The 19,950-nt window shown below is 69.9% G+C and carries 21 protein-coding genes; 5 read left to right on the forward strand and 16 right to left on the reverse strand.

Translation table 11 applies throughout. The features are described 5' to 3' along the window. Positions 1–262: hypothetical protein (locus ABZU75_RS30410; RefSeq protein WP_355561483.1), on the reverse strand; the 262-nt coding region annotated here is incomplete at its 3' end. Positions 263–729: 467 nt separating this feature from the next. Then, entirely contained in the window at positions 730–2,034 is a 1,305-nt protein-coding gene (gene aspS / locus ABZU75_RS30415; RefSeq protein WP_355561486.1) for an aspartate--tRNA(Asn) ligase, read from the reverse strand. Positions 2,035–2,428: 394 nt separating this feature from the next. On the opposite strand from aspS, the gene ABZU75_RS30420 reads away from it, so the two are divergent. Together ABZU75_RS30420 and ABZU75_RS30425 are read left to right on the forward strand one after the other, a co-directional pair. Continuing rightward, positions 2,429–4,051 carry an MFS transporter gene (locus ABZU75_RS30420; protein ID WP_355561489.1) on the forward strand — a complete coding sequence of 541 codons (1,623 nt, stop codon included), beginning with the start codon at positions 2,429–2,431 and terminating at the stop codon, positions 4,049–4,051. Next, complete coding sequence (locus ABZU75_RS30425; protein WP_355561492.1) at positions 4,052–4,663, forward strand: helix-turn-helix domain-containing protein; 612 nt, start codon at positions 4,052–4,054, stop codon at positions 4,661–4,663. A gap of 12 nt (positions 4,664–4,675) precedes the next feature. On the opposite strand, the gene ABZU75_RS30430 is transcribed toward ABZU75_RS30425, so the two are convergent. From ABZU75_RS30430 to ABZU75_RS30445, 4 genes are all read right to left on the reverse strand, one after another. Next, complete coding sequence (locus ABZU75_RS30430) at positions 4,676–5,089, reverse strand: nuclear transport factor 2 family protein (protein ID WP_355561495.1); 414 nt, start codon at positions 5,087–5,089, stop codon at positions 4,676–4,678. Positions 5,090–5,261: 172 nt separating this feature from the next. Then, positions 5,262–5,531, reverse strand: coding sequence for a hypothetical protein (locus ABZU75_RS30435; protein WP_355561498.1), 270 nt, complete (start codon positions 5,529–5,531; stop codon positions 5,262–5,264). 47 nt (positions 5,532–5,578) lie between these two features. Next, a complete protein-coding gene (locus ABZU75_RS30440) occupies positions 5,579–6,883 on the reverse strand; it encodes a phosphotransferase family protein (protein WP_355561500.1) in 1,305 nt (434 codons plus the stop codon). Positions 6,884–6,890: 7 nt separating this feature from the next. Next, positions 6,891–7,040, reverse strand: coding sequence for a hypothetical protein (locus tag ABZU75_RS30445; RefSeq protein ID WP_355561503.1), 150 nt, complete (start codon positions 7,038–7,040; stop codon positions 6,891–6,893). Between the two features lie 58 nt (positions 7,041–7,098). Between ABZU75_RS30445 and ABZU75_RS30450 the strand changes: the two genes are divergently transcribed. Continuing rightward, on the forward strand, positions 7,099–7,866 hold the full coding sequence (locus ABZU75_RS30450; RefSeq protein WP_355561505.1) for an ATP-binding cassette domain-containing protein: 768 nt from the start codon (positions 7,099–7,101) through the stop codon (positions 7,864–7,866). Between the two features lie 268 nt (positions 7,867–8,134). On the opposite strand, the gene efeB is transcribed toward ABZU75_RS30450, so the two are convergent. The 6 genes from efeB to ABZU75_RS30480 all read right to left on the reverse strand — a co-directional run bounded on the left by efeB (position 8,135) and on the right by ABZU75_RS30480 (position 14,306). After that, on the reverse strand, positions 8,135–9,388 hold the full coding sequence (gene efeB / locus ABZU75_RS30455) for an iron uptake transporter deferrochelatase/peroxidase subunit (protein WP_355561508.1): 1,254 nt from the start codon (positions 9,386–9,388) through the stop codon (positions 8,135–8,137). A gap of 28 nt (positions 9,389–9,416) precedes the next feature. After that, positions 9,417–10,562 (reverse strand): iron uptake system protein EfeO, encoded by a 1,146-nt coding sequence (efeO, locus tag ABZU75_RS30460; protein ID WP_355561511.1) that lies wholly within the window; start codon positions 10,560–10,562, stop codon positions 9,417–9,419. Between the two features lie 21 nt (positions 10,563–10,583). After that, positions 10,584–11,435 (reverse strand): iron uptake transporter permease EfeU, encoded by an 852-nt coding sequence (gene efeU / locus ABZU75_RS30465; RefSeq protein ID WP_355561514.1) that lies wholly within the window; start codon positions 11,433–11,435, stop codon positions 10,584–10,586. Positions 11,436–11,617: 182 nt separating this feature from the next. Continuing rightward, entirely contained in the window at positions 11,618–12,280 is a 663-nt protein-coding gene (locus tag ABZU75_RS30470; RefSeq protein ID WP_355561517.1) for a TetR/AcrR family transcriptional regulator, read from the reverse strand. After that, complete coding sequence (locus tag ABZU75_RS30475; RefSeq protein WP_355561520.1) at positions 12,270–13,055, reverse strand: SDR family NAD(P)-dependent oxidoreductase; 786 nt, start codon at positions 13,053–13,055, stop codon at positions 12,270–12,272. The genes ABZU75_RS30470 and ABZU75_RS30475 overlap by 11 nt, the downstream gene beginning before the upstream one ends. Positions 13,056–13,151: 96 nt before the next feature. After that, entirely contained in the window at positions 13,152–14,306 is a 1,155-nt protein-coding gene (locus tag ABZU75_RS30480) for an alkaline phosphatase PhoX (RefSeq protein ID WP_355561523.1), read from the reverse strand. Between the two features lie 373 nt (positions 14,307–14,679). Between ABZU75_RS30480 and ABZU75_RS30485 the strand changes: the two genes are divergently transcribed. Then, a complete protein-coding gene (locus ABZU75_RS30485; RefSeq protein ID WP_355561526.1) occupies positions 14,680–15,435 on the forward strand; it encodes an SDR family oxidoreductase in 756 nt (251 codons plus the stop codon). A gap of 112 nt (positions 15,436–15,547) precedes the next feature. Here the strand turns inward: ABZU75_RS30485 and ABZU75_RS30490 are convergent, their stop codons facing one another. Continuing rightward, complete coding sequence (locus ABZU75_RS30490; RefSeq protein WP_355561529.1) at positions 15,548–16,384, reverse strand: AraC family transcriptional regulator; 837 nt, start codon at positions 16,382–16,384, stop codon at positions 15,548–15,550. A gap of 66 nt (positions 16,385–16,450) precedes the next feature. Here ABZU75_RS30490 and ABZU75_RS30495 point away from each other — a divergent pair, with 66 nt between their 5' ends. After that, positions 16,451–16,861, forward strand: a complete 411-nt coding sequence (locus ABZU75_RS30495; protein WP_350959385.1) for a DUF2000 domain-containing protein — start codon at positions 16,451–16,453, stop codon at positions 16,859–16,861. 261 nt (positions 16,862–17,122) lie between these two features. Here the strand turns inward: ABZU75_RS30495 and ABZU75_RS30500 are convergent, their stop codons facing one another. The 3 genes from ABZU75_RS30500 to ABZU75_RS30510 all read right to left on the reverse strand — a co-directional run bounded on the left by ABZU75_RS30500 (position 17,123) and on the right by ABZU75_RS30510 (position 19,922). Then, positions 17,123–17,428, reverse strand: a complete 306-nt coding sequence (locus ABZU75_RS30500) for a hypothetical protein (protein ID WP_355561532.1) — start codon at positions 17,426–17,428, stop codon at positions 17,123–17,125. A gap of 118 nt (positions 17,429–17,546) precedes the next feature. Beyond that, positions 17,547–18,821: a lysine N(6)-hydroxylase/L-ornithine N(5)-oxygenase family protein gene (locus tag ABZU75_RS30505; RefSeq protein WP_355561535.1), complete on the reverse strand. Its 1,275-nt coding sequence runs from the start codon at positions 18,819–18,821 to the stop codon at positions 17,547–17,549. 75 nt (positions 18,822–18,896) lie between these two features. Next, on the reverse strand, positions 18,897–19,922 hold the full coding sequence (locus ABZU75_RS30510; protein ID WP_355561538.1) for an iron-siderophore ABC transporter substrate-binding protein: 1,026 nt from the start codon (positions 19,920–19,922) through the stop codon (positions 18,897–18,899). Positions 19,923–19,950: the final 28 nt, after the last annotated feature.

Here is a 19,950-nt window from a genome sequence, read left to right on the forward strand (position 1 = left end):
GGCCGGTGGGATCGTTCTGCCACGGCCGGAGCCGGGCATCAGCCGCCCACCAGGTCTCGGTATGGCCGTCACGGAAACGACGCCGCACGCGCGTCCAGTCGGCGGGAGCGTCCAAGCCCCAGGCCAGAGCGCGGGCGGCGTCGATCGGGGTGTGCTCGGCATCGGCGGGCGCCCACAGGCCCTTGCGCCGTTTGAGCGCCGGCACATAGGCCAAACCCAGTGGCGCTCGCACCCGCTGATCGAGCCGCGCCAATCGGCTCATGGACGAACCAGGCCGCGCCGCGGGCAGAGTTCACGCTCCCGCCGCGCAGCCTGGCGCCGGTCACGACCGGGACGGCCAGCGGGGTGGGCAGCGTGGAGGCGGGCACGTTCAGCCCTCGTACCAGCACGCTCTTGCCGCCGATCTTGGTGTGCGGGGGCGACGTGCTCGGCCGCCGGTTCTCCCAGGCCGGCCGCATTATCGGCCCCGATCCGCCGTACGCGACCACGCGTTCCGCATCGAAGATCGCATGGGTCTTGGCAGATTCCCACCCGCCCCTAGCAGCCACAACCTTCCCAGATCTCCGGGCAGACGGGACCGTCCCCCGATCCCGCTGACCCTGGAGCCGGTCCACCCCGACGGCTCCCCCGTACCGGGCGTGGACCGGATGAAAAGGCCGGCGTCCACGGACCTGATCCCACCATCGTCCGGGACGCCGGCCTCCCCCACCTCGGCCACAAGCGGGTCGTTTACGGAGCGAGCCGGTGCAGGTCGCGGGGAAAGAGGGTGACCTGGCGTACGTTCGGCACGTCGAGCAGGCGTGCCATGAACCTTTCCAGCCCGAAGGCGAAGCCGCCGTGCGGCGGCATGCCGGAGCGCATCGCGTCGAGGTATCCCGAGTACGCCGACAGGTCGCTCTCGCCGCGCGCGGTCAGCGTTCGCACGTAGTCGGCGTGCCGGTGCATCCGCTGGCCGCCGCTGACCAGCTCCAGGCCACGGAATATCAGGTCGAACGCGCGCGAGTAGCCGGGCCGCGCCGGGTCCGGATGCGTGTAGAAGGCGCGGTGCGCGGTCGGGTAGCCCTCGACGAACACGAAGTCCGAATCGTGCTCGCGCAGGGCCCACTCCCCGATCCAGCGCTCGTGCGCCGGTGCGAGGTCGGGCTCGGCGGTGATGTCCTGGCCGGTCGCCTTACTGAGCATCTCAAGGACGTCGGTGAAGTGCACCACCACGGGTCTCTCCGTCAGCGCGGGCATGGTGACGTCGAGAAGCTCAAGTGAGGGACCGGCCGACGCGCGGATGCCGGCCAGCATGCCCCCGACAGTCGCGTGGCACGCGGCGATGACGTCGCGGTGGTCCTCGATGAAGCCCATCTCGGCGTCGAGGGACGTGTACGACGCCAGGTGGCGGGCGGTGTCGCTCGGCTCGGCGCGGAAGACCGGTCCGACCTCGTAGACCCGCTCGAAGACGCCGACCATCATCTGCTTGTAGAGCTGAGGGGACTGCGCCAGGTAGGCCGGACGGCCGAAGTAGTCGAGCTTGAAGACGTTGGCGCCGCTCTCGGTCGCCGCGCCCACGATCTTCGGGGTGTGGATCTCGACGAACGACATCGCTTCGAGCGCCGTACGGAAGCCACCGACCGCGGCCGCGCCGATGCGGTGGGTGGCGGCGAGCTTCGGGTGGCGCAGCGCGACCGGCGCGTGGTCGAGCATCGTCGGCAGGCTCGCGCGCAGGTCGGGCCGGTAGAGGTCGAACGGGGCCGGCTCGGCGGGGTCGGTCAGTGCCTCGATCACCGGCGAGGTGATCTCGACGCCGCCCGGCGCGGACGGCTCGACGGTGACCGTGCCGACGACGGAGACCGTCGTCTCCTCCGGCAGGGCCTCCAGCCGAGCGCGGACGGCCTCCTCGGACACCACGACCTGGGTCAGGCCGGCGGCGTCGCGCAGGATCAGGAAGGCGACCGACTTCAGCAGTCGGCGACGGTGAATCCAGCCCGCGACACGTACGGTCTCGCCGACGTGCGCGGACAGCTGGGTGGACAGGATGCGTTGCATGGTGGTGACCTCCTCTGGTTCGCAACGCGTCCCCTGAGAGGCGTGGGCGAGCGGGATCCTCGCGGTGCCACCACACCTTCGCCACACCGCCGGCTTGTGCGGCGTGGCCTCTGCAAACCCTTGACGTGGGCGATTCGGCGGGACTCTACTGGGCCCGGAGGCCGTTCTTCCCCGCAGCTCGGGAGGGTCTTCACACCCCGGCCGGAGTCCGCCTTCGCAGCTGCCGGCGGCTCTCTCCGACTCCGGTGATCGAGGCGCTACTCGTCTCCGTCATCGCTGTTGATCGCCACCCTACCCGGCCCACCCGGGTCGCGCCCAGTCCATTGACCGTCCTACGCGGAACATCGACGCACGCCCGGATAGATAGCGACATGATGTTGCTATAGTTCGCGACATGATGTCGCCAAGTTCTCGTCAAAGCTGGCTGCCTCTCTTCGTGCTCGCGGTCGGCGTGTCGATGGTCGTCATCGACGCGACGATCGTGAACGTCGCCGTTCCGGCGATGATCGACGATCTGGGGCTCACGGTCACCGATGTGGAGTGGGTCAACTCCCTCTACCTGCTGGTGTTCGCGTCCCTGCTCATCCCGCTGGGCCGGATCGGCGACCAGCGCGGCAGGCCGCGGCTGTTCGCCACGGGCATCGTGGTCTTCCTGGTGGCGAGCCTGCTGGCGGCGATCGCGGGGAGCGGCGCGATGCTGATCGGGGCCAGGGGGATCCAGGGAGTGGGTGCCGCGATGGCCATGCCCATGACGCTCGCGATCATCAACTCCACCTACTTCGGCAGGCAGCGGGTGATCGGATTCGCGATCTGGGGCTCGATCGTCGGCGGGATGGCCGCCATCGGGCCGCTGGTCGGCGGCTGGCTGGTCACCGACCACGGCTGGCGCGCGGCGTTCTGGATCAACCTGCCCATCGGCGCGCTGGTCCTGCTCGGCGCGCTGCGCATCCCCTCCTCCCGTGAGGATCGGGCCACCGGCCACGACCCGCTGGGCATCGCGCTGATCGTACTGGGCGTGTTCTCCATCGTCTTCGGCCTCATCGAGGGTCAGAAGTACGGCTGGCTCACTCCCCTGCGGGCCGCCGAACTCTTCGGACTGCGGTTCGAGGAGGTCTCCCCGGTGCCCTTCGCGTTCGGCATCGGCATCCTGGCCGTGGCCGCCTTCATCCTGCTGGAGCGGCGCCGCGAGCGGGCCGGGCGCCCCGTGCTGATCGACCTGACGCTGTTCACGTTGCCCGGCTTCCGCTACGGCGCGATAGCCGCGATGATCGTGGCGCTGGGCGAGTTCGGCGTGATCCTGGTGCTGCCGCTGTTCCTGCAGTCGGCGCTCGGCCACAGCGCGTTCACGGCCGGCCTCATCATCGCCACCCTCGCCGTGGGCACCTTCCTGGCCGGCGGCGTGGTTCCCGGCCTGACCAGGAAGTTGAGCTCGCGGACGGTCGTGCAGATCGGCCTCGCCCTGGAGGTCGTGGGCGCCGTCGGCATCGGTCTCTCCCTTGAGGCCGGCATGAGCGTGTGGCGGATCGTGCCCTGGATGCTCGTCTACGGCTTCGGCATCGGCTTCGCCACGGCCCAGCTCACCAGCGTGCTGATGGCCGACGTGCCCGCCCGGCAGGCGGGCCAGGCCTCCGGGTTGCAGAGCGCGATCCGCCAGGTCGGCGCGGGGCTGGGGGTCGCCGTCCTGGGCGGGGTGCTGGTCACCGGGCTCGGCTCGTCGGTCGAGAAGAACATGGCGTCCTACCCGGAGCAGGTCCGCACGAGCGTGGCGAACGCCGTGCAGGAGAGCGGTGGCGCGGCCATCCCGGAGCTGAGCGACCCGGCCATCCACGCGGCGGCGGTCGCGGGCGCCACGGAGGCGACCCGCAGGGTGCCGGTCATCACCGGGCTGGTCCTGCTGGCCGGGCTCGGCTTCACGTTCCTGCTTCCGCGCACCGCCGCTCCCGCCCGAGACCCCGAGGACGAGGACGGAGCAGGGACGCCCGAGCCCGATACTGGAGGACGCCACCTGGAGGTGTAGATGCCAAGGATCAGCGCGGCGACCGTCGCCGCCCACCGGGCCAACCAGCACGCCGCCCTGCTGGAGGCGGCGCGCGAGATCCTGGCCGCGCAGGGTGTGCACGCGCTCACCCCGGCGGCGGTGGGCGCCAGGATCGGCCTGGCCCGCTCCAGCGTCTACCGCTACTTCTCCTCCACCGCCGACATCCTCGCCCAGCTCACCGAGGAGGCCTTCCCCCGCTGGGCCGATCGCCTGCGCGCCACCGTGGCGGGGACCACGCCCGACGGGTCCGCCGCGTCACTCGACGAGCAGGTCCGGGCGTACGGCAGGACCGCGCTGGAGTTCATCGGCAGCCCCGACTACGCACTGATCCCGGCGTCGCTGACGCTCGGGCTGCCGCCCGAGTGCCGGGAACGGCTGAACGAACTGCACGAGTCGCTCATCGAACCGCTCGGTGACGTGCTCCGCGAGGCGGGATGTGACCATCCCGCGCTGCGGGCCGAACTCGCCTGGGGCGTGCTCCGCGCCGGCACCCTGCGTCTCATGTCGCAGTCCTCCGGCGGCTCCGGTACGGAGGAAACGGCCGAGATCATCAAAATCACCCTCGACATGTTCTGCCGAACCCTGCGTTGATCCACCATCCGCCTAATCCAGCGACTCCCCGATCGCGGGCACGCTGCGGTAGGCCACCCAGCGGCTGATCCGGCCTTCGCTGTCGAACGTCCCCGATCCCGCGAACGAGGACCTGATCGGGCCGCCCTCGAACTCACGGACGACGCCCTCGACGAGGCAGCGGTCGTCGGCGACGAAGAGCGACTGGATCTCGTGGTGCCACTTGCGGCTGCCGCGCCGCCCCTTCAGCAGGGCGCGCAGCGCCTCGCGCCCCTTGACCTCGGCCCGCTTGGGGCTGTCCGGGTCATAGGGCGGGTGGGAGTAGAAGGCGTCGTCGGTGAACAGGTCCGCGACGGCGTCGAAGTCCGAGTTCTCCAGGCCCTCGATGTAGTTGAGCACCGCCTGGCGGATGGTCTCGCGGTCAGGATGGGTACCGGGTTCCGTCATGATTCTCCTTCGTGGTCTACGGACACGAGACATCTCGTGCTCACCGCCTGTCTCCGGCCGGAGGCGACGACGCCTTCGGAGGTCCGGGGTCGCTGGGGATCGCCGAATTCGGCCGCGACGACCGGAACAGGCGGCCGGGACAGGCGGGGGTCGCCGGGCGCGGGAGGCGGGATCAGTTGACGGCCACGTCCAGTGCCGTCAGCATCTCCACCGGGAGCGGTTGCCAAAGCTCGGAACGGTCCGGGCGGCCGACCGGGGAACCGCCGGCGGAGAAGTGGCGCGACAACTGCTCGGCGAGGTCCAGCACGGCATCCACCATGGTGTCTCCCCGGCAGGTGAGGTCGCCCACCCCCAGGCATCGGGCCGAGTATCGGCCTTCCTCCCAGGTGATGGCCACCACGACCTCCACATGGACGGACTTGTCGTCCTGCTTGCTCATCATCCTCCGCTCTCCTCGACGGTCCCGCCTCACCGGGACACGCTGAGACGTCAGCCGCGGGTCAGCACGCCGTCCAACTGCCGTGCCAGGCGGTATCGCATGTTGGGCCCCAGCACGGCGAAAGAGATCGTGTACTCGATGTTCCGCGCGTCCCACTTCAGCCGCATCCGGCCGGATCGGGCGAGGTGCTGGTACAGCCACACGCTCGAGAACAGCATGTAGAAGTCCACCGCGTGCGGATCACACCTGACCCCGCCGGACGCGTGGTAGGCGTCGAGGAATTTGTCCCAATCCGTCATCATTTCGATCGTGCTGCGAAGATATCCGAGATCACGCGCCGGATGGCCCAGGGACGCCAGTTCCCAGTCCAGCACCGCGGTCAGCTCGTCACCTTCGGCGAGGACGTTGTGAAAGCCCAGATCCCCATGGACCAGCCGCACCTCTTCGTCGAAGTCCCTGACGTGCTCGTCCAGCCAGTCCAGCGCTCCGAGCACGCTCGGGTACGGCTCACTGAACTCGTTCACCGTGGCGCGGAAGGCGGCCAGCTGCTCGCACAGCTGATCGCCCGTGACGTCCTTGGTCACGAGGAACGGATCGTCGGCCAGGCCGCCGACGTCGAGGGAGTGGAGCAGGCCCACCTGCTCGGCCAGGGCCAGCGCCAGCCGCTCGTTCCTGGGCGGGTCGAAGACCTCCCCGGCCGTCGTCCCCCCCAGACGCTGCAGGATCAGGAACGGCGACCCCAGGGCCTCGGGGTCGGACTCGAGGTGGAACGGCTGGGGAACCTTCAGTCCCGTCCGGTGGAGCCGCTCGAGCAGCTTGGCCTCCGACACCACGGAGGTGTTGTTGAGGAGCGTCTCCTGGTCCTTGCGGATGACGAGGTCACTCGGGAGGTCGGCCGCGTCGTGGACGGTCAGTGCGTAGGTGCTCTTCGACCGCCCGCCGGCCATCCGCTCCAGATGGTGCAGCCGCAGGTTCGCGCCGCCGCGCGGGTGCTCCCGCAGGTACGACTCCAGCTCCTCGGCCTCGAGGTCGTGCCGCACCGGGGACTCCTGCCCTGCGGGCGAGGTCCGCGCCGCCGGCGGAGCCTTCACCGCCGCCAGCCGCTCCTGGATCCGGTCGATGTCAGCGAGCTCGTCGGCGAGCGCCGGGAAGACCGGCGGCTCACCACCGTTCTCGGCCAGCCGGGTCAGCTGGTCGACCGCGGCGGCCAGCACCTCGACGCATCGGGTGGCATGAGCGGCCGGCAGACCGGCCAGCGCCGGGCGGATCGAGGTCTGCAGCACGTCGACCGAGTTGCGGAGCAGCCAGCATACGGCCTCGATCTCGGGTACGAGGTAGGTCTGTGCGCGCTCCACGACCGGCTCACTCTCCCACCGCGAACGGGCAGCTGCGTTCGATGTGCCCGTAGGCCACCTCGCCGTCCCAGGTGTACCGGGCCCGCCCCTCGTACAGGCGGTTGCCGAGCCCGTCTCCCGCGGCCTCCTTCCCCAGCACCAGATCAACGGCAGCCACCCCACCCCGGACCAGCCGGGTCACAAAGCAGCGCACCCTGCGCGTGGAGGGTCTACGGGTGGCATTCGGCGGCGTGCACGCCATCGACGACGTATCACTGCGCCTCGAACCCGGGCAGGTCCACGGTCTCATCGGACCCAACGGAGCCGGAAAGACCACCTTCATCGACGCGGTCACCGGATTCGTCGCCACGTCCGGCGGCACGATCCACCTCGGCGACGACGCCATCAACACCTGGAGCGTGCGCCGCCGCAACCGCAACGGCATGATCCGCTCCTTCCAGTCCCTGGAGTTGTTCTCCGACCTGACCGTGCGTGAGAACCTCGCCGTCGCCTGTGACGACGGCCGCGCCAGCCGCTATCTCACTGATCTGGTCCATCCAGGCCGCATCCACCTGAACGCCGACGCCCTGAATGCCATCGACCAGTGCGGCCTCGTACCCGACCTCGACCTCAAACCCGAACAACTGCCCTTCGGACGCCGGCGCCTGGTCGCCATCGCTCGCGCGATCGCCGCCGCACCATCGGTCCTGCTGCTCGACGAACCCGCCGCAGGCCTGGACAACAACGAAGCCGATGAACTCGGCCACCTGATCCGATCCGTCGCCGACCGCGGGGTGGCCGTCCTGCTGGTCGAACACCGCATGGACCTGATCACCGCCTGCTGCGACACCGTGACCGTGCTCCGCTCGGGCCGGCTCCTGGCCGCCGGCCCACCCCACCAGGTGCTCACCCTGCCCGACGTCCTCGACGCCTACCTCGGTTCACGGACCGCCATCACCGAATCGGACACCCACCCCTCCGCGGCGATCCCGGCCGACTCTTAACGACCCTCCTGACAACCGATCACCAACGCCCAGCCCCACCGACTGACGACGATCACGACGGGCAGGCAAGGCCGCTGATCGGCGCGGCCTCGACAGCCGCCGGCCTGCGGCTTTCCCTCGTCGTCGGATCGGGCCGGGGCGCGGTGCCGACCTTGCGATCAGTCCGTTTCCCCGACCCGCCCGCCGGACCCGGCGTGCCCCTCACAAGGCACCGGCTCTCGCGGGCGGGTCGCCGGCCGGGCGATGGCCGATCACATGCGTTCGGTGGTCAGGAGAACAGGGCGCGGCCCCAGTAGTCGCCCGCGTCGCGTACGCCGGGAGGGCAGGCGAACAGGGCGCTGGAGACGTGCTTGATGTACTCGTTGAGGGAGTCCTTGCCCGCCAGGGAGCGCTGCACGGTGACGAACTGGCGATGGGGGTCGCGCTGGTAGGCCATGAAGAACAGGCCGGCGTCCAGCCGCCCCAGGCCGTCGGAGCCGTCCACGTAGTTGTAGCCGCGGCGCAGCAGGTGCGCACCGCCGTTGTGGGACGGGTGGGCGAGCCGTACATGCGCGTCGTCGAAGATCAGGGCCTTCCCGTCGGGGCCCTTGGCCTCGAAGTCGATCAGGTCGAACTCGTTCTTCTTGCCCAGCGGGGCGCCCTCTCCCTTGTCCCGGCCGAAGATCTGCTCCTGCTCGGCCAGCGGTGCCCGGTCCCAGGTCTCGACCAGCATCCGGATCTTGCGGGTGACCAGGTAGCTGCCGCCGGCCATCCAGTCGGGGCCGTCACCGGGCCCCACCCAGAGCTGTTCCTTCAGCAGCGCCACGTCCTCCAGCTTGAGGTTGGCCGTGCCATCCTTGAACCCCATCAGGTTGCGCGGCGTCGCCTGCGCGCGCGAGGTCGACGAGGTGCGGCCGAAGCCGAGCTGGGACCAGCGCACCGAGACCCGGCCGAAGCCGATGCGCGCCAGGTTACGAATGGCGTGCACCGCCACCTGCGGGTCGTGCGCGCACGCCTGCACGCACAGGTCACCGCCGGAGATCTCCGGCAGCAGCGCGTCGCCGGGCAGGTGCGGCAGGTCGGCCAGCGCGGCCGGCCTGCGCGAGGCCAGCCCGAACCGGTCGTCGAAGAGCGATCCACCGAAGCCGACGGTCAGCGTCAGCCCGGAGGCGGGCAGGCCGAGCGCCTCGCCGGTGTCGTCCGGCGGTGCCTCCGGCTGGCCGCCGACCGCGCCGAACGTGCCCGCCTCCTGGCCCTGAGTCATTCTGGCCGCGGCGGCGGTCCACTCCTGGAGCAGCTCGGCCAGCTCCGCCTTCTTCTCGGTGATGACGTCAAAGGAGACGAAGTGCAGCCGGTCCTGTGCCGGGGTGACGATGCCCGCCTGGTGCTCGCCGTAGAAAGGGGCCGCGTCGGAGACGGAGGCGACCGTGGTGGGCGCGGGCTCGTCACCGATCCCACGCACCGCGATCACCCCCGCACCGGCGACCGCCACGCCGGCCGCCCCCATGCCGAACAGCTTCCTGCGGCTGATCCGCTCGCTCATCGCATCCCTCCCCCACCTAGAACGATCGTTACTTTGCCACCACCGCGGCGATCTTACTGATCGGCTCGGCGAGTGCGTTGATCGCGTCTGACAGCTTCTTGAGGTCGTCCTTGGACAGCTCGGTGTGCAGCTTCCAGCCGTCGCCCTTCTGGTGCGCGCCGAGCGCGGCCTCGGCCCCGGCGAACTTCTCGTCCAGCGTCTTCACCAGTTCGGGGGCGCGCTCCTCCAGAACGGGACGGAGCGACTGAACCGCGGCCTTGGAACCCTGCAGGTTGGCGTCGAAGTCCCACAGGTCGGTGTGCGAGTAGCGGTCCTCCTCACCGGTGATCTTCCCGGAGGCCACCTCGTCGAGCAGGCCCTTGGCACCGTTGGCCAGCAGCACCGGCGACAGCTCGGCGGAGTTGGACTGCTCCACGATGGTCTTGATGTCGGCCATCAGCTTGTCGGCGATCGGGCCGTCCTTGCTGATGTCCTTCTTGACCCAGAGGTCCTTCTCGATCCGGTGGAAGCCGGTCCACTCCTCCCCCTCGGCCACATCGTTCTCCCGGGCGTCGATGGCCGGGTCGAGGTCGCCGAAGATCTCCGCGACCGGCTCGATCCGCTCCCAGTAGGTGCGGGAGACCGGGAAGAGCGCCTTGGCCTTCTCGATGTCCTCGGCCTTGACCGCGTCGACGAACTCCTGTGCCTTGATCAGCAGCGTGTCGCTCTGCGACTTGATGTAGCGCTTGTAGCTGGCGGTCGCCTCGGCGAGCTGGGCGTCGTCGCTGAGCGGCTTGTGCTCGCCGGTGACCTTGAGCGGGCTGCGGACACCCTTGCCGACCATGCCGGGCTTGCAGGTGGCCTCGTAGCTGCCGGCCGGCAGCTCGACGATCACCTCGCGGGTCAGGCCCGGCACGATGTTCTCCACCTCGCCCATGACCCGGTCACCGGGTGCGTAGACGTAGAACTCGGTGACCTTGGCACCGCCGTTGGTGATCGCGAACGTCGAGGTGCCCGCGGCCAGCTCGGTGACGGCGACCTTGCACTCGGTGTCGGTGGCGGCCACCGCGACGGGGCCGCCCTTGGCCGGGGCGGCGGAGGCGCCCGCGCCCGTGGCCGCGGTGGGCTCGGAGGAGCAGGCCACGAGGCCGGTGAGAGCGAGTGCACCCGCGGCGATGGCAAGGAAAGTACGCATGATCGTCCTGTTCAGGCGGTTTCAGCCCGCGGGCTGCGGGTCGGTCGAGGGGGTGGCGGGTGAGGGCGTCGGGCGGCTACGCCACGGCCGCAGGAAGAGGATAAGCGTGGGCACCGCGTAGACGGCCCACGCCACCATCTCCAGCACGCTCGGCTGCGGAGTGATGTTGAACATCCCGGACAGCAGGGTGCCGTACCAGGAGTCGGCGGGCAGCACGCCGCTGATGTCGAAGGCGTAGGTGGACAGGCCCGGCAGGATGGCGGCCTCCTGCAGGTCGTGCACTCCGTACTTGAAGATTCCGGCGGCGACCAGGATCAGCAGGAGACCGGTCCAGGTGAAGAACCTGGTCAGGTTGATCCGCATCGCGCTGCGGTAGATGGCCCAGCCCAGCACGACCGAGGTGACCAGGCCCAGGCTGATCCCGATCAGCGGGACGGCGGTGGTGGTGGCGCCCTGCACCGAGGCGAAGAACAGCAGCGCGGTCTCCAGGCCCTCGCGCGCCACGGCGAGGAAGGCCATCACGGCCACCGCGAGCGCGCCGACCTCCAGGGCCTCGCTCAGCTTGGCGCGCAGGTCACCGGAGATCGTACGGGCGGCACCCCGCATCCAGAAGATCATCCAGGTGACGAACACGGTGGCCAGCAGCGAGGTCGTCGCATCGAACAACTCCTGCTGCCGGTGCTCCAGATGGGCGACGGTGAAGGTGAGCAGCGCGCCGAACGCGATCGACAGCACGAGAGCGGCGCCGACCCCGGCCCAGACGAGGGGAAGCCGGTCACGTCGATCGCTTTTGACGAGAAGGGCGACGAGCACGGAGACGACGAGGGCGCCCTCCAAGCCTTCGCGTAATCCGATGAGATAGCTGGCGAACACCGTCACTCCATGAGATGGAAAGCCTTACCTAAATTAGGGCAGGGCAACCTTACTCTCTACAAGGAGGTAATTCCCACAGGGGTACGAAAGACATGAACAAGGGGGGTGATAATGCCGTATGCGTACGATCAAGTGATTCACGCCATCTTGGGGCGTTCCACCCTTGGCACCTCGTACCTCTCCTACCTCGTCACCGAGGCTTCGGCGGCCTCGGCGGCCCGCAGGGATCGCCAGATCCGCTCGGGAAGCAGCCGGGACGCCTCGTCCAGGTCGATGCCGGGGGCCCCGGCCAGCCAGCGGCGGGCCGTCTCCGCGACCGGGCCGACGACCAGCATCTCGATCAACTCGTCGGGCAGCCCCACGACCAGCCCCGCCTCGACGTACGGTCGCAGCCAGCCCAGGATCCAGGTCAGCCTGGGCTCCCTCTCCGCCGCGATCAGATCCGCGTGCGCGGCCAGGAAGTCGGCGTAGGCGGAGGCGTGGACGAAGCGCGCGGCGGCCCTGTGCTCACGGGTGAAACCGAGATATCCGGTGACCACGGCCCGGACGCCGGCGGCGGCCCGCGCCTCCGTGCCGTCACGGGGGCCTCCCTCCTGCCCTTGCGGCACCGCGTCAAGTGCGGCGATGACGGCGTCGAGCAGCTCGGACAGGCAGCGCGCGTAGAGGGCGGCCGCCAGCCCGTCGAAGCTGCCGAAGTGGTGGTAGAGGCTTCCGACGCTGACGCCGCTGGTAGCGGTCACCGCCGTCATGGTGAAGCCGTCGGCGCCCTTCTCCGCGTAGAGGTCCAGTGCCGCCGCCAGCAGCCGCTCCCGGGTCTCCTCGCCGCGCCGCTGTCTAGGCGACACCGGTCAGCTCCGCGGCCTGCGTCCACAGTTTCCCCGCCCACGCGAGGTCAGCGGCCACGGAGGCGAGGGGCAGTTCACGGTCGACGTCGAAGTACCGTCCGGTGCCGGCCTGGTCGAGCGCCAGCCGTACGACCGGAGCCGCGCCGTCGGCCGGTGCCTTCCACAGCAGCTTCGCGGTCTTCAGCAGCACCCCCACCGGGCCGCCCCGGTCGCCGAGCCCGGTCCTGATCACTCCGGGGTGGACGGCGTCGATCGTGATGCCCCGCGGCTTCCAGCGCTCGGCCCACAGCGGCATCAGCGCCAGGTTGCAGAGCTTGGTGTCGGCGTAGGTGCGCAGGGGAGAGAAGTCCGTACCGGCCGGGGTGCGCACGAGGTCGGCACGGCCCTTGACGTACAGGCCCGCGGTGACCTGGACGACCCTGGTCAGGCGATCCTCCAGCAGGTGGTTGAGCAGGAAGGGCGCCAGGTGGTTGACGGCGAAGGACTCCTCGAACCCGTCCTCGGTGAGCCGCCGCGCCGATGGCCAGACCCCGGCGTTGTGCACCAGCACGTCGAGCCGCGGGCAGGTTCCGGCCAGCGCCTCGGCGACAGCCCGGACCCCTTTCAAAGTTGAGAGATCTCCGGCGACCAGATCGGCGCCGAGCCGGGCGGCCTCGCCCGCCGCGGCGGGATTCCTGGCCACGATCACCACCCGGTGATCGCGGCGGGCGAACTCCTCGGCCGTGGCCAGCCCGATCCCGCGGTTGCCACCGGTGATGACGGCAGTAGGTCCCATGGCAAAATCGTAGCCGATTCTAGAGAGTCTCTCTAGAATCGAGAAACCACCGGACGGCCGGGCCATGCGATCGGCGCCGCACGGCCCGGCAGTCCCTCAGGTGCGGAACGGGCCGGTCACGCAGTAGGTGATCCCCCCGGAGGAGGAACCCGACGTGCCGCGCTGGGAGGAGAAGTACAGGCGATTGCCGGCGGGGGTGAAGGCCGGACCGGTGATCTCCGAGGATCCCTGGCCGCTGATGCGCAGGAACGGGGAGATGGTGTCGTTGGGAGTGATCAGGCAGATCTCCATGTTGCCACCGTCCTCGGCGACGTAGAGGTCGCCGAAGGTCGAGCCGGTGACGTTGTCCACGCCGGTCAGCGGCGCGGTACCGGGGCTGACGAGGTTGTCGTCGTAGGCGAGCTCGTAGGTGCCGGCGGCGACGTTGACCTGCCAGACCCTGTTGTCACCCTTGGTGGTGAACCACACGGTGTCGCCCGCGTAGTGACATCCCTCGCCACCGTTGAAGGACTTCGATCCGGAGACCTGGCTGCGGGTCGCGGTCGGAGAACCGTCGGGATCGGGAACGTTCGCCCAGGTGAAGGAGCCTGAGGTGGCCGAGCCCGCGCACAGCACCTGCAGCGTGCCCGAGGACAGGTCACCCCAGGTGGTGGGGATGAAGCGGTAGAACCGCCCGTTGGTCTCGTCCTCGGTGAGGTAGACGACCTTGCGGACCGGGTCGGCGGCGGCCGCCTCGTGTTTGAAGCGGCCCATGGCCGGGCGCTGTGTCGCCGCGCCGCCGAAGGGACGGGTTTCGTAGACGTAGCCCCGGTCGACCTCCTCGCATGACAGCCAGGTGTTCCACGGTGTCGCGCCGCCCGCGCAGTTCTGCCGGGTGCCCGACAGGATCGAGGTGGCCGAGACGGCGTTGCCCGCGGAGTCGAAGCGGATCGCCGAGGCGCCGCCTCCGGGGTTGATCTCCGAGTTGGACACGTAGATCCAGCCGCTGCCGTCGGCGAAGCAGGCACCGCCGTCGGGGGCGCTGTGCCAGGTGTGGGAGGTGCCGGGGACCACCTGGCCGGATCGGGCGATCACCCGGCTGGTGAATCCGGCGGGGAGTTGGATGCCGTTGGCGTCGGCGGCCAGCAGGGGGCCGTAGGGACCTGCGGCGTTCTGAGCCGGGGCCGCGAGGGCGTCCTGCCAGAGGCTTCCGGTGAGGGCCAGGGTGCTCGTGCCGAGCACCGAGGCGCGAAGGAATGTGCGGCGTTCCATCGACGAACCTCCAGGGCGAGGATCAGCAGAACCACTTTCCAAGTGATCTCGACGATAGGAGCACCGGTGAACGGCCACTCGTGAATGTGGTTAACGGCATATGACCGGCATGTGCCGTTTGAGCAGGGAAACGGGGGGCGGCGTCCCCCGGTCCGCCGCGCCACGTCCGATCGGGTGCCAGAGGTCGCCCGGTCATTGACAAAATAAAATTTTATGTACAAGGTTATTTTGTCCTTGAGAGACGCGCGGGATCCGGGACGGGCCGGCCGGGCCTCCGGCTCGTTCGCCGGGCGCATCGGTTCCGGCACGTGGGCGAAGGGCCGCTCCGGTGCTCGACATCCGGACGGGAGAACCACCAAACAGGAGGTACGAGATGTTGCTGGAGGGCAAGAACGCCGTGATCTACGGCGGGGGCGGGGTCATCGGCGGTGCGGTCGCCCGCGCCTTCGCCCGTGAGGGGGCGACCGTCTTCCTCGCCGGGCGCACCCTGGCGAGGCTGGAGAAGGTCGCCGAGGAGATCCGCGCCGCCGGCGGGGTGGCGCGGACGGCCGAGGTCGACGCGCTGGACGCGAAGATGGTCGACGAGCACGCCGACGCCGTGGCGGCGGAGGCCGGAAGCATAGACGTGTCCTTCAACCTGATCTCGCACGGCGATGTGCAGGGCACCCCGATGGCCGACATGTCGCTGGAGGACTACGAACGACCGGTCGTGACCGCGGTGAGGACGATGTTCCTGACCTCGCGGGCCGCCGCCCGCCACATGAGGCGGCAGGGCTCGGGGGTGATCCTGGCGTTCGGCGGCTCGGGCCACCCGCTGCGCGACCACTACCTGGGAGGTATCCAGGTCGCGTTCGAAGCGATCGAATCCATGCGGAGGCAGCTGGCCTCCGAGCTCGGACCGCACGGCGTGCGCGTCGTGACCCTGCGCACCGGCGGCGTGCCCGAGACCCTCCCCGAGGGCTTCGAGGGGCGCGAGGCGGTCGTCGAGGGAATCGAGAAGATGACGATGCTCGGACGGGCCGCGACGCTCGACGACGTGGGCAACGTGGCGGCCTTCGTCGCCTCCGACCGCGCTCGCGCCATGACCGCCGCCACCGCCAACATCAGCTGCGGCTCACTGATCGACTAGCCGTGGCCGGAGACCTTCGCCGGGATGGCGGCCGCTGACCGTCCAGGTCACCAGGCGAAGCCCGCCGAGGGAATCCGGCGAGCCACGGTCCGGGCGGGCCGGCGATTCACCGTCAGCGGGTGGCACGGCGGTAGACCCCCGGAGTGATGCCGTACCAGCGGACGAACCAGCGGGTCAGGTGGCTCTGGTCGGCGAAACCGGTCTCCGCGGCGACGGCCGCGATAGGCGTGCCCCGCGACAGCAGCCCGCGAGCCACGCGCAGGCGGACCTGCCGCTGGTACTCGCTCGGCGCCATCCCGTACACCGCCTGGAAGGCCCGGTAGACGGTGAACCTGCTGGATCCGGACACGGCGGCCAGGGAGTCGGCGGTGTGGTCGGTCCGGTAGTCGTCCTCGAGCAGTTCCGCCACGCGCCCGGCGACGCCCGCCGCGCCCCGGCTCCCAGCCCGGAACCGCGGACCCCTCGCGGCGGGACCGCTGAGGGCCGCGCGGTGGACCAGGGCGGGGATGACCGCGTCCAGCAGCTCGTCGGCGACCAGGGCGGGGGCTCCGCCGAGGAGTGCGGCGTGCAGGCGGCCCAGCCCTCCGGCGAGCACCGGGTCGTGGACGATCGGCTCGGCGAACAGCGGCAGCCCGGCCGCGCGGCCCGCGAACCCGGCCAGCGCACCGGAGACGAGCTCGGGGCCGATGTGCACGATCCGGTAGGTGAAACCGAGCTCGTCGGCCGCCCGGCCGTCGTGCGGGTCGTCCGGGTTGAACGCCAGCACCATCCCCGCCGTGCTCGTGTGGCCCGATCCCCGGCAGGTGAACGCCTGCCGGCCGTCGTCGGTGATCCCGAAGGAGTAGGTCTCGTGGCTGTGCCGGTGGTAGGTGTGCCGCTCGAAGTGGGCGTGCATCGCCTCCAGCCCCGGCAGGGGCGAGCGCCAGTAGCGCGACCAGTCACCCGGCATGAATCCATTCTGGTGCCGCACGAGCGTTCAAGACCCGGCGAGGCGGGTCCGACGATGCTGCGGGACATGCGTTTCGACACGAAGATCGGCATTGTGGTGCGCGCGGACCTCGCCGTCTGGCAGAAGCTCAACGTCACCGCGTTCCTGGCGAGCGGCGTGGCCGGTGGCGGGCCCGAGGTGATGGGTGAGCCGTACGCCGACGGGTCCGGCAACCACTACCTGGCGATGTTCCGCCAGCCCGTCCTGGTCTACGCCGCGGACGGCCCCGGCCTCGCCGCGGCACACGCCCGCGCGCTGGCACGCGGGCTGGAGGTGGCCCTGTACACGGAGGAGCTGTTCAAGACCGACAACGACGAGGACAACCGGGCCGCGGTGCGCGCCGTGCCCTCCGATGAGCTCCGCCTGGTCGGGCTCGCGGTGCACGGGCCGCGCAACGGGGTCGACAAGGTGCTCAAGGGGCTCGCCCTTCACCCCTGAACCGGACGTTCCCATCGCCCGAATGGCTACGTCGACTTGGAAGCCTCTTGCGTCCGGCTTGTCCTGGAGCGAGCCCCGGGACGAGAAGAGCTCAGCCCGGTCCCGTCGACGGTGGAGGCCGGCCGGAGCTACCCGGACGGCCGCGCCGGATGGCTGTCCGGGCGGCTACCCGGCGCACCGCGGGAACCCCCGCGGTGCGCTTTTCCCAGTGTGGACGGCACGACCGCGCGCACCCGGTCCACGGTGTCACGGCTCCGCCGGTCAGGGCTTGGTGATCTGGGCAGGAGGTGTCCCCTCGGGCTTGGGAACCCGGATGGTGTCAGAGGGCTTTTCTCCCTTGCTGCGCGCGGTCAGGGTTGGATAGCAGTCGTAGTAGCAGTAGTAACGGTCGCAGTACCGCAGGTAGCAGATCCAGCCGGCCTCGGTCGTGTGCGAGCAGACGACCGCCGGTGCGGCCTGGGACGACGCGGCGTGGGCGCCGGTCGCGGGAAGTACGCCGAGCAGGCCGGCACCGGCCAGAACCGCCCCTGCCAGGCCGATGCGGGCACTGCGGATGAAGGTGTTCATGATCCTCCTCGGTTACCTACGGAACACGACAACACCAAAGGTAATCAAGTGAACACATGGAGTCACGTAGCTGATCGCTCCGTGTCGGGACGTTCGGCGCCACCTTCCGGAACGCCGGTTACGGCTCGGCCCCCTGGGGGACCCCCGCCGAGCGCCGGGCGATGGAGCGCACGATCTCTCCGGTGCGGACGGCCGTCATGGACAGCAGCGAGGAGGCGATCCCGTGGGTGTCCTCGGTGGCCCCCTGGAGGTAGACGCCCCAGGTCCGGCCGGGGGCGGTGGCGACCCGGTAGTCGCGCTCCACCAGCAGCTCGCCCGTCTCACCCGTGAGGCAGTGCTCGCCCGCCTCGCCGAGCAGGTCTCGCGGGTCGCGCTCACGGTAGCCGGTCGCGCAGACGACCGCGTCGGCCTCGATCGTGCTCACCTCGCCCGTGGGCAGGAAGCACATCCTGACCCGGGCGCTGTCGCCGTCGTCGTCCACGCCGAGCAGCCGGGAGACGTTCAGCATGCGCAGCCGCTCGACGCCGGCGACCTTCTCCGCGTAGGAACGCCGGTAGAGCTCGTCGATGAGGTCGAGGTCCACCACCGAGTAGTTGGTGTTTCTGGAGTAGGCGAGCAGCATGCGCTTCACCTCCTCGGGAGCGGAGAAGAAGTGGTCGACGGCCTGCGGGTCGAAGATGCGGTTGGCGAAGGGGCTGTCGTCGGCCGGCGAGTAACCGTACCTGGTGAAGACGGCGCAGACCTCCGCGGACGGGTAGGTACGGTGCAGGTGCTCGGCGGCCTCGGCCGCGCTCTGCCCGGCGCCGACCACGACGAACCGTCCCGGGACGCGCTCGCCGAGGGATTCGAGCCGGGCCAGCAGTTCCTCGGTGTGCCAGATCCGCTCACCCTGCCGCACGCCGTCGGGCAGCACAGGTTCCAGCCCGGCCGCGATCACGAGGTTGCGCGTCAGGCAGGTGTGCAGCTCGTCACCGCGCTCCACGACGACCTCGAGGGTGTCGTCGTCGTACGGACGCACCGCGACGACCTCGGAGTCGTAGCGCACCAGGCCGGCGAAGGAGGCGGCGACCCATTCCAGGTAGTCGTGGAACTCCAGCCGGGTGGGAAACATGGTCTTGTGGTTGATGAAGTCGACCAGCCTCCCCCTGTCCTGGAGGTAGGACAGAAAGGAGTAGGGGCTTGCGGGGTTGCGCAGGGTGACCAGGTCCTTGAGGAAGTGCACCTGCATCGTGGCGCCCTCGATGAGCATGTTGCGGTGCCAGCCGAACCTGGGTTGCCTCTCGAAGAAGACCGCGTTCACGCCGGAGCCGTGCTCCTCTTCCAGTGCCACCGCGAGCGCGAGGTTGGAAGGACCGAAACCGATGCCCACGACGTCATAGACCGGGCTCGACATGTTCGCCTCTCACGTATTGAGGAGATGGTCCCCCGCCACCGAGGCGGCGGGAGGGGAAGGGGTGGGCGGGGTGTGTCAGGACGCGCCGACGGCCTTGGCCGCCTCGGCTACCCGTGGCACGACCTGGTCGATCACGTGGGGGACCGCCAGCGGCGTCGGCGTGCGCAGCGGCCAGAACGCGGTGAGGTCCAGTGGCACGTAGGAACCCCGCCTGACCACGTCGAGGCCGGCGAAGAGCTTGTTGGCCTCGATCTTCTTCTGCGTGGCGGCGTCGTCGTTGTAGTGGCTGAGCAGCAGGTCGACGTCGAGGACCTTGACCTTCTCCATGCTCAGCTCGGCCGCGAAGCCGTCGCCGGGAAGCGTCCTGATCTCCTCGGGCAGCACCAGCCCGAACTGCTCGAAGAGCTGGACGCTGATGTCGGTGTCGGACTTCAGCACGCCGATGTTCCCCGAGGGGAAGACGCTGGTCAGCGCGAATTTCTTGCCGGCCAGCTCGGGATAGGTGGTCTTGACCGAGTCGATTCTCGCTTCGACGTCGGTGACGAGCTTCTCGCCCTCGTCGGCCTTGCCGACCGCCTTGGCGACCTGGCGGGCCACCGTCTGCCAGGAGTCCTCGGCGGGGCCGGTCTCGTAGGCGGTGGTCGGCGCGAGCTGGGAGAGGTTGGCGTACTCCTTGTCGATGTAGTAGTCGCCGCCCGCGAGGATCAGGTCGGGCTTGAGCGCGGCGATCTGCTCCAGTGAGAAACCCGACTCACCGGCCTTCAGCAGCGTCGGCTTGGCCCCGGAGATCCTGGGCGCGGTCCAGGGGGCGAGCCCGTCGGCCTGGATGCCGGTCAGTTCGGCCATGGCGATCGGCTGCACCCCCAGGGCGAGCAGGGTGTCCTGGTCGACCTCGCCGAGGGCGACGATGCGCTGGGGGGCGGATTCGATCGTGGTGGTGCCGAGCTTGTGCGTGATGGTGACCGGGAATCCGGAGGCGGCCTGGGGCGCGGGGGCGCTCGCGGCGGGCTGTTCGCCGCCGTCACCGGCGCACGCGCCCACCAGGCCGAGGCCCAGCAGCAGCGTTCCTGTCGCGGCCAGGCGGCGCATCGTGTCGCGCATGGGTATGGGTGTCCTTCCAGAGCCGGTA

Origin of the sequence: Streptosporangium sp. NPDC005286 (assembly GCF_040607515.1) — a bacterium.
Taxonomy (GTDB): domain Bacteria; phylum Actinomycetota; class Actinomycetes; order Streptosporangiales; family Streptosporangiaceae; genus Streptosporangium.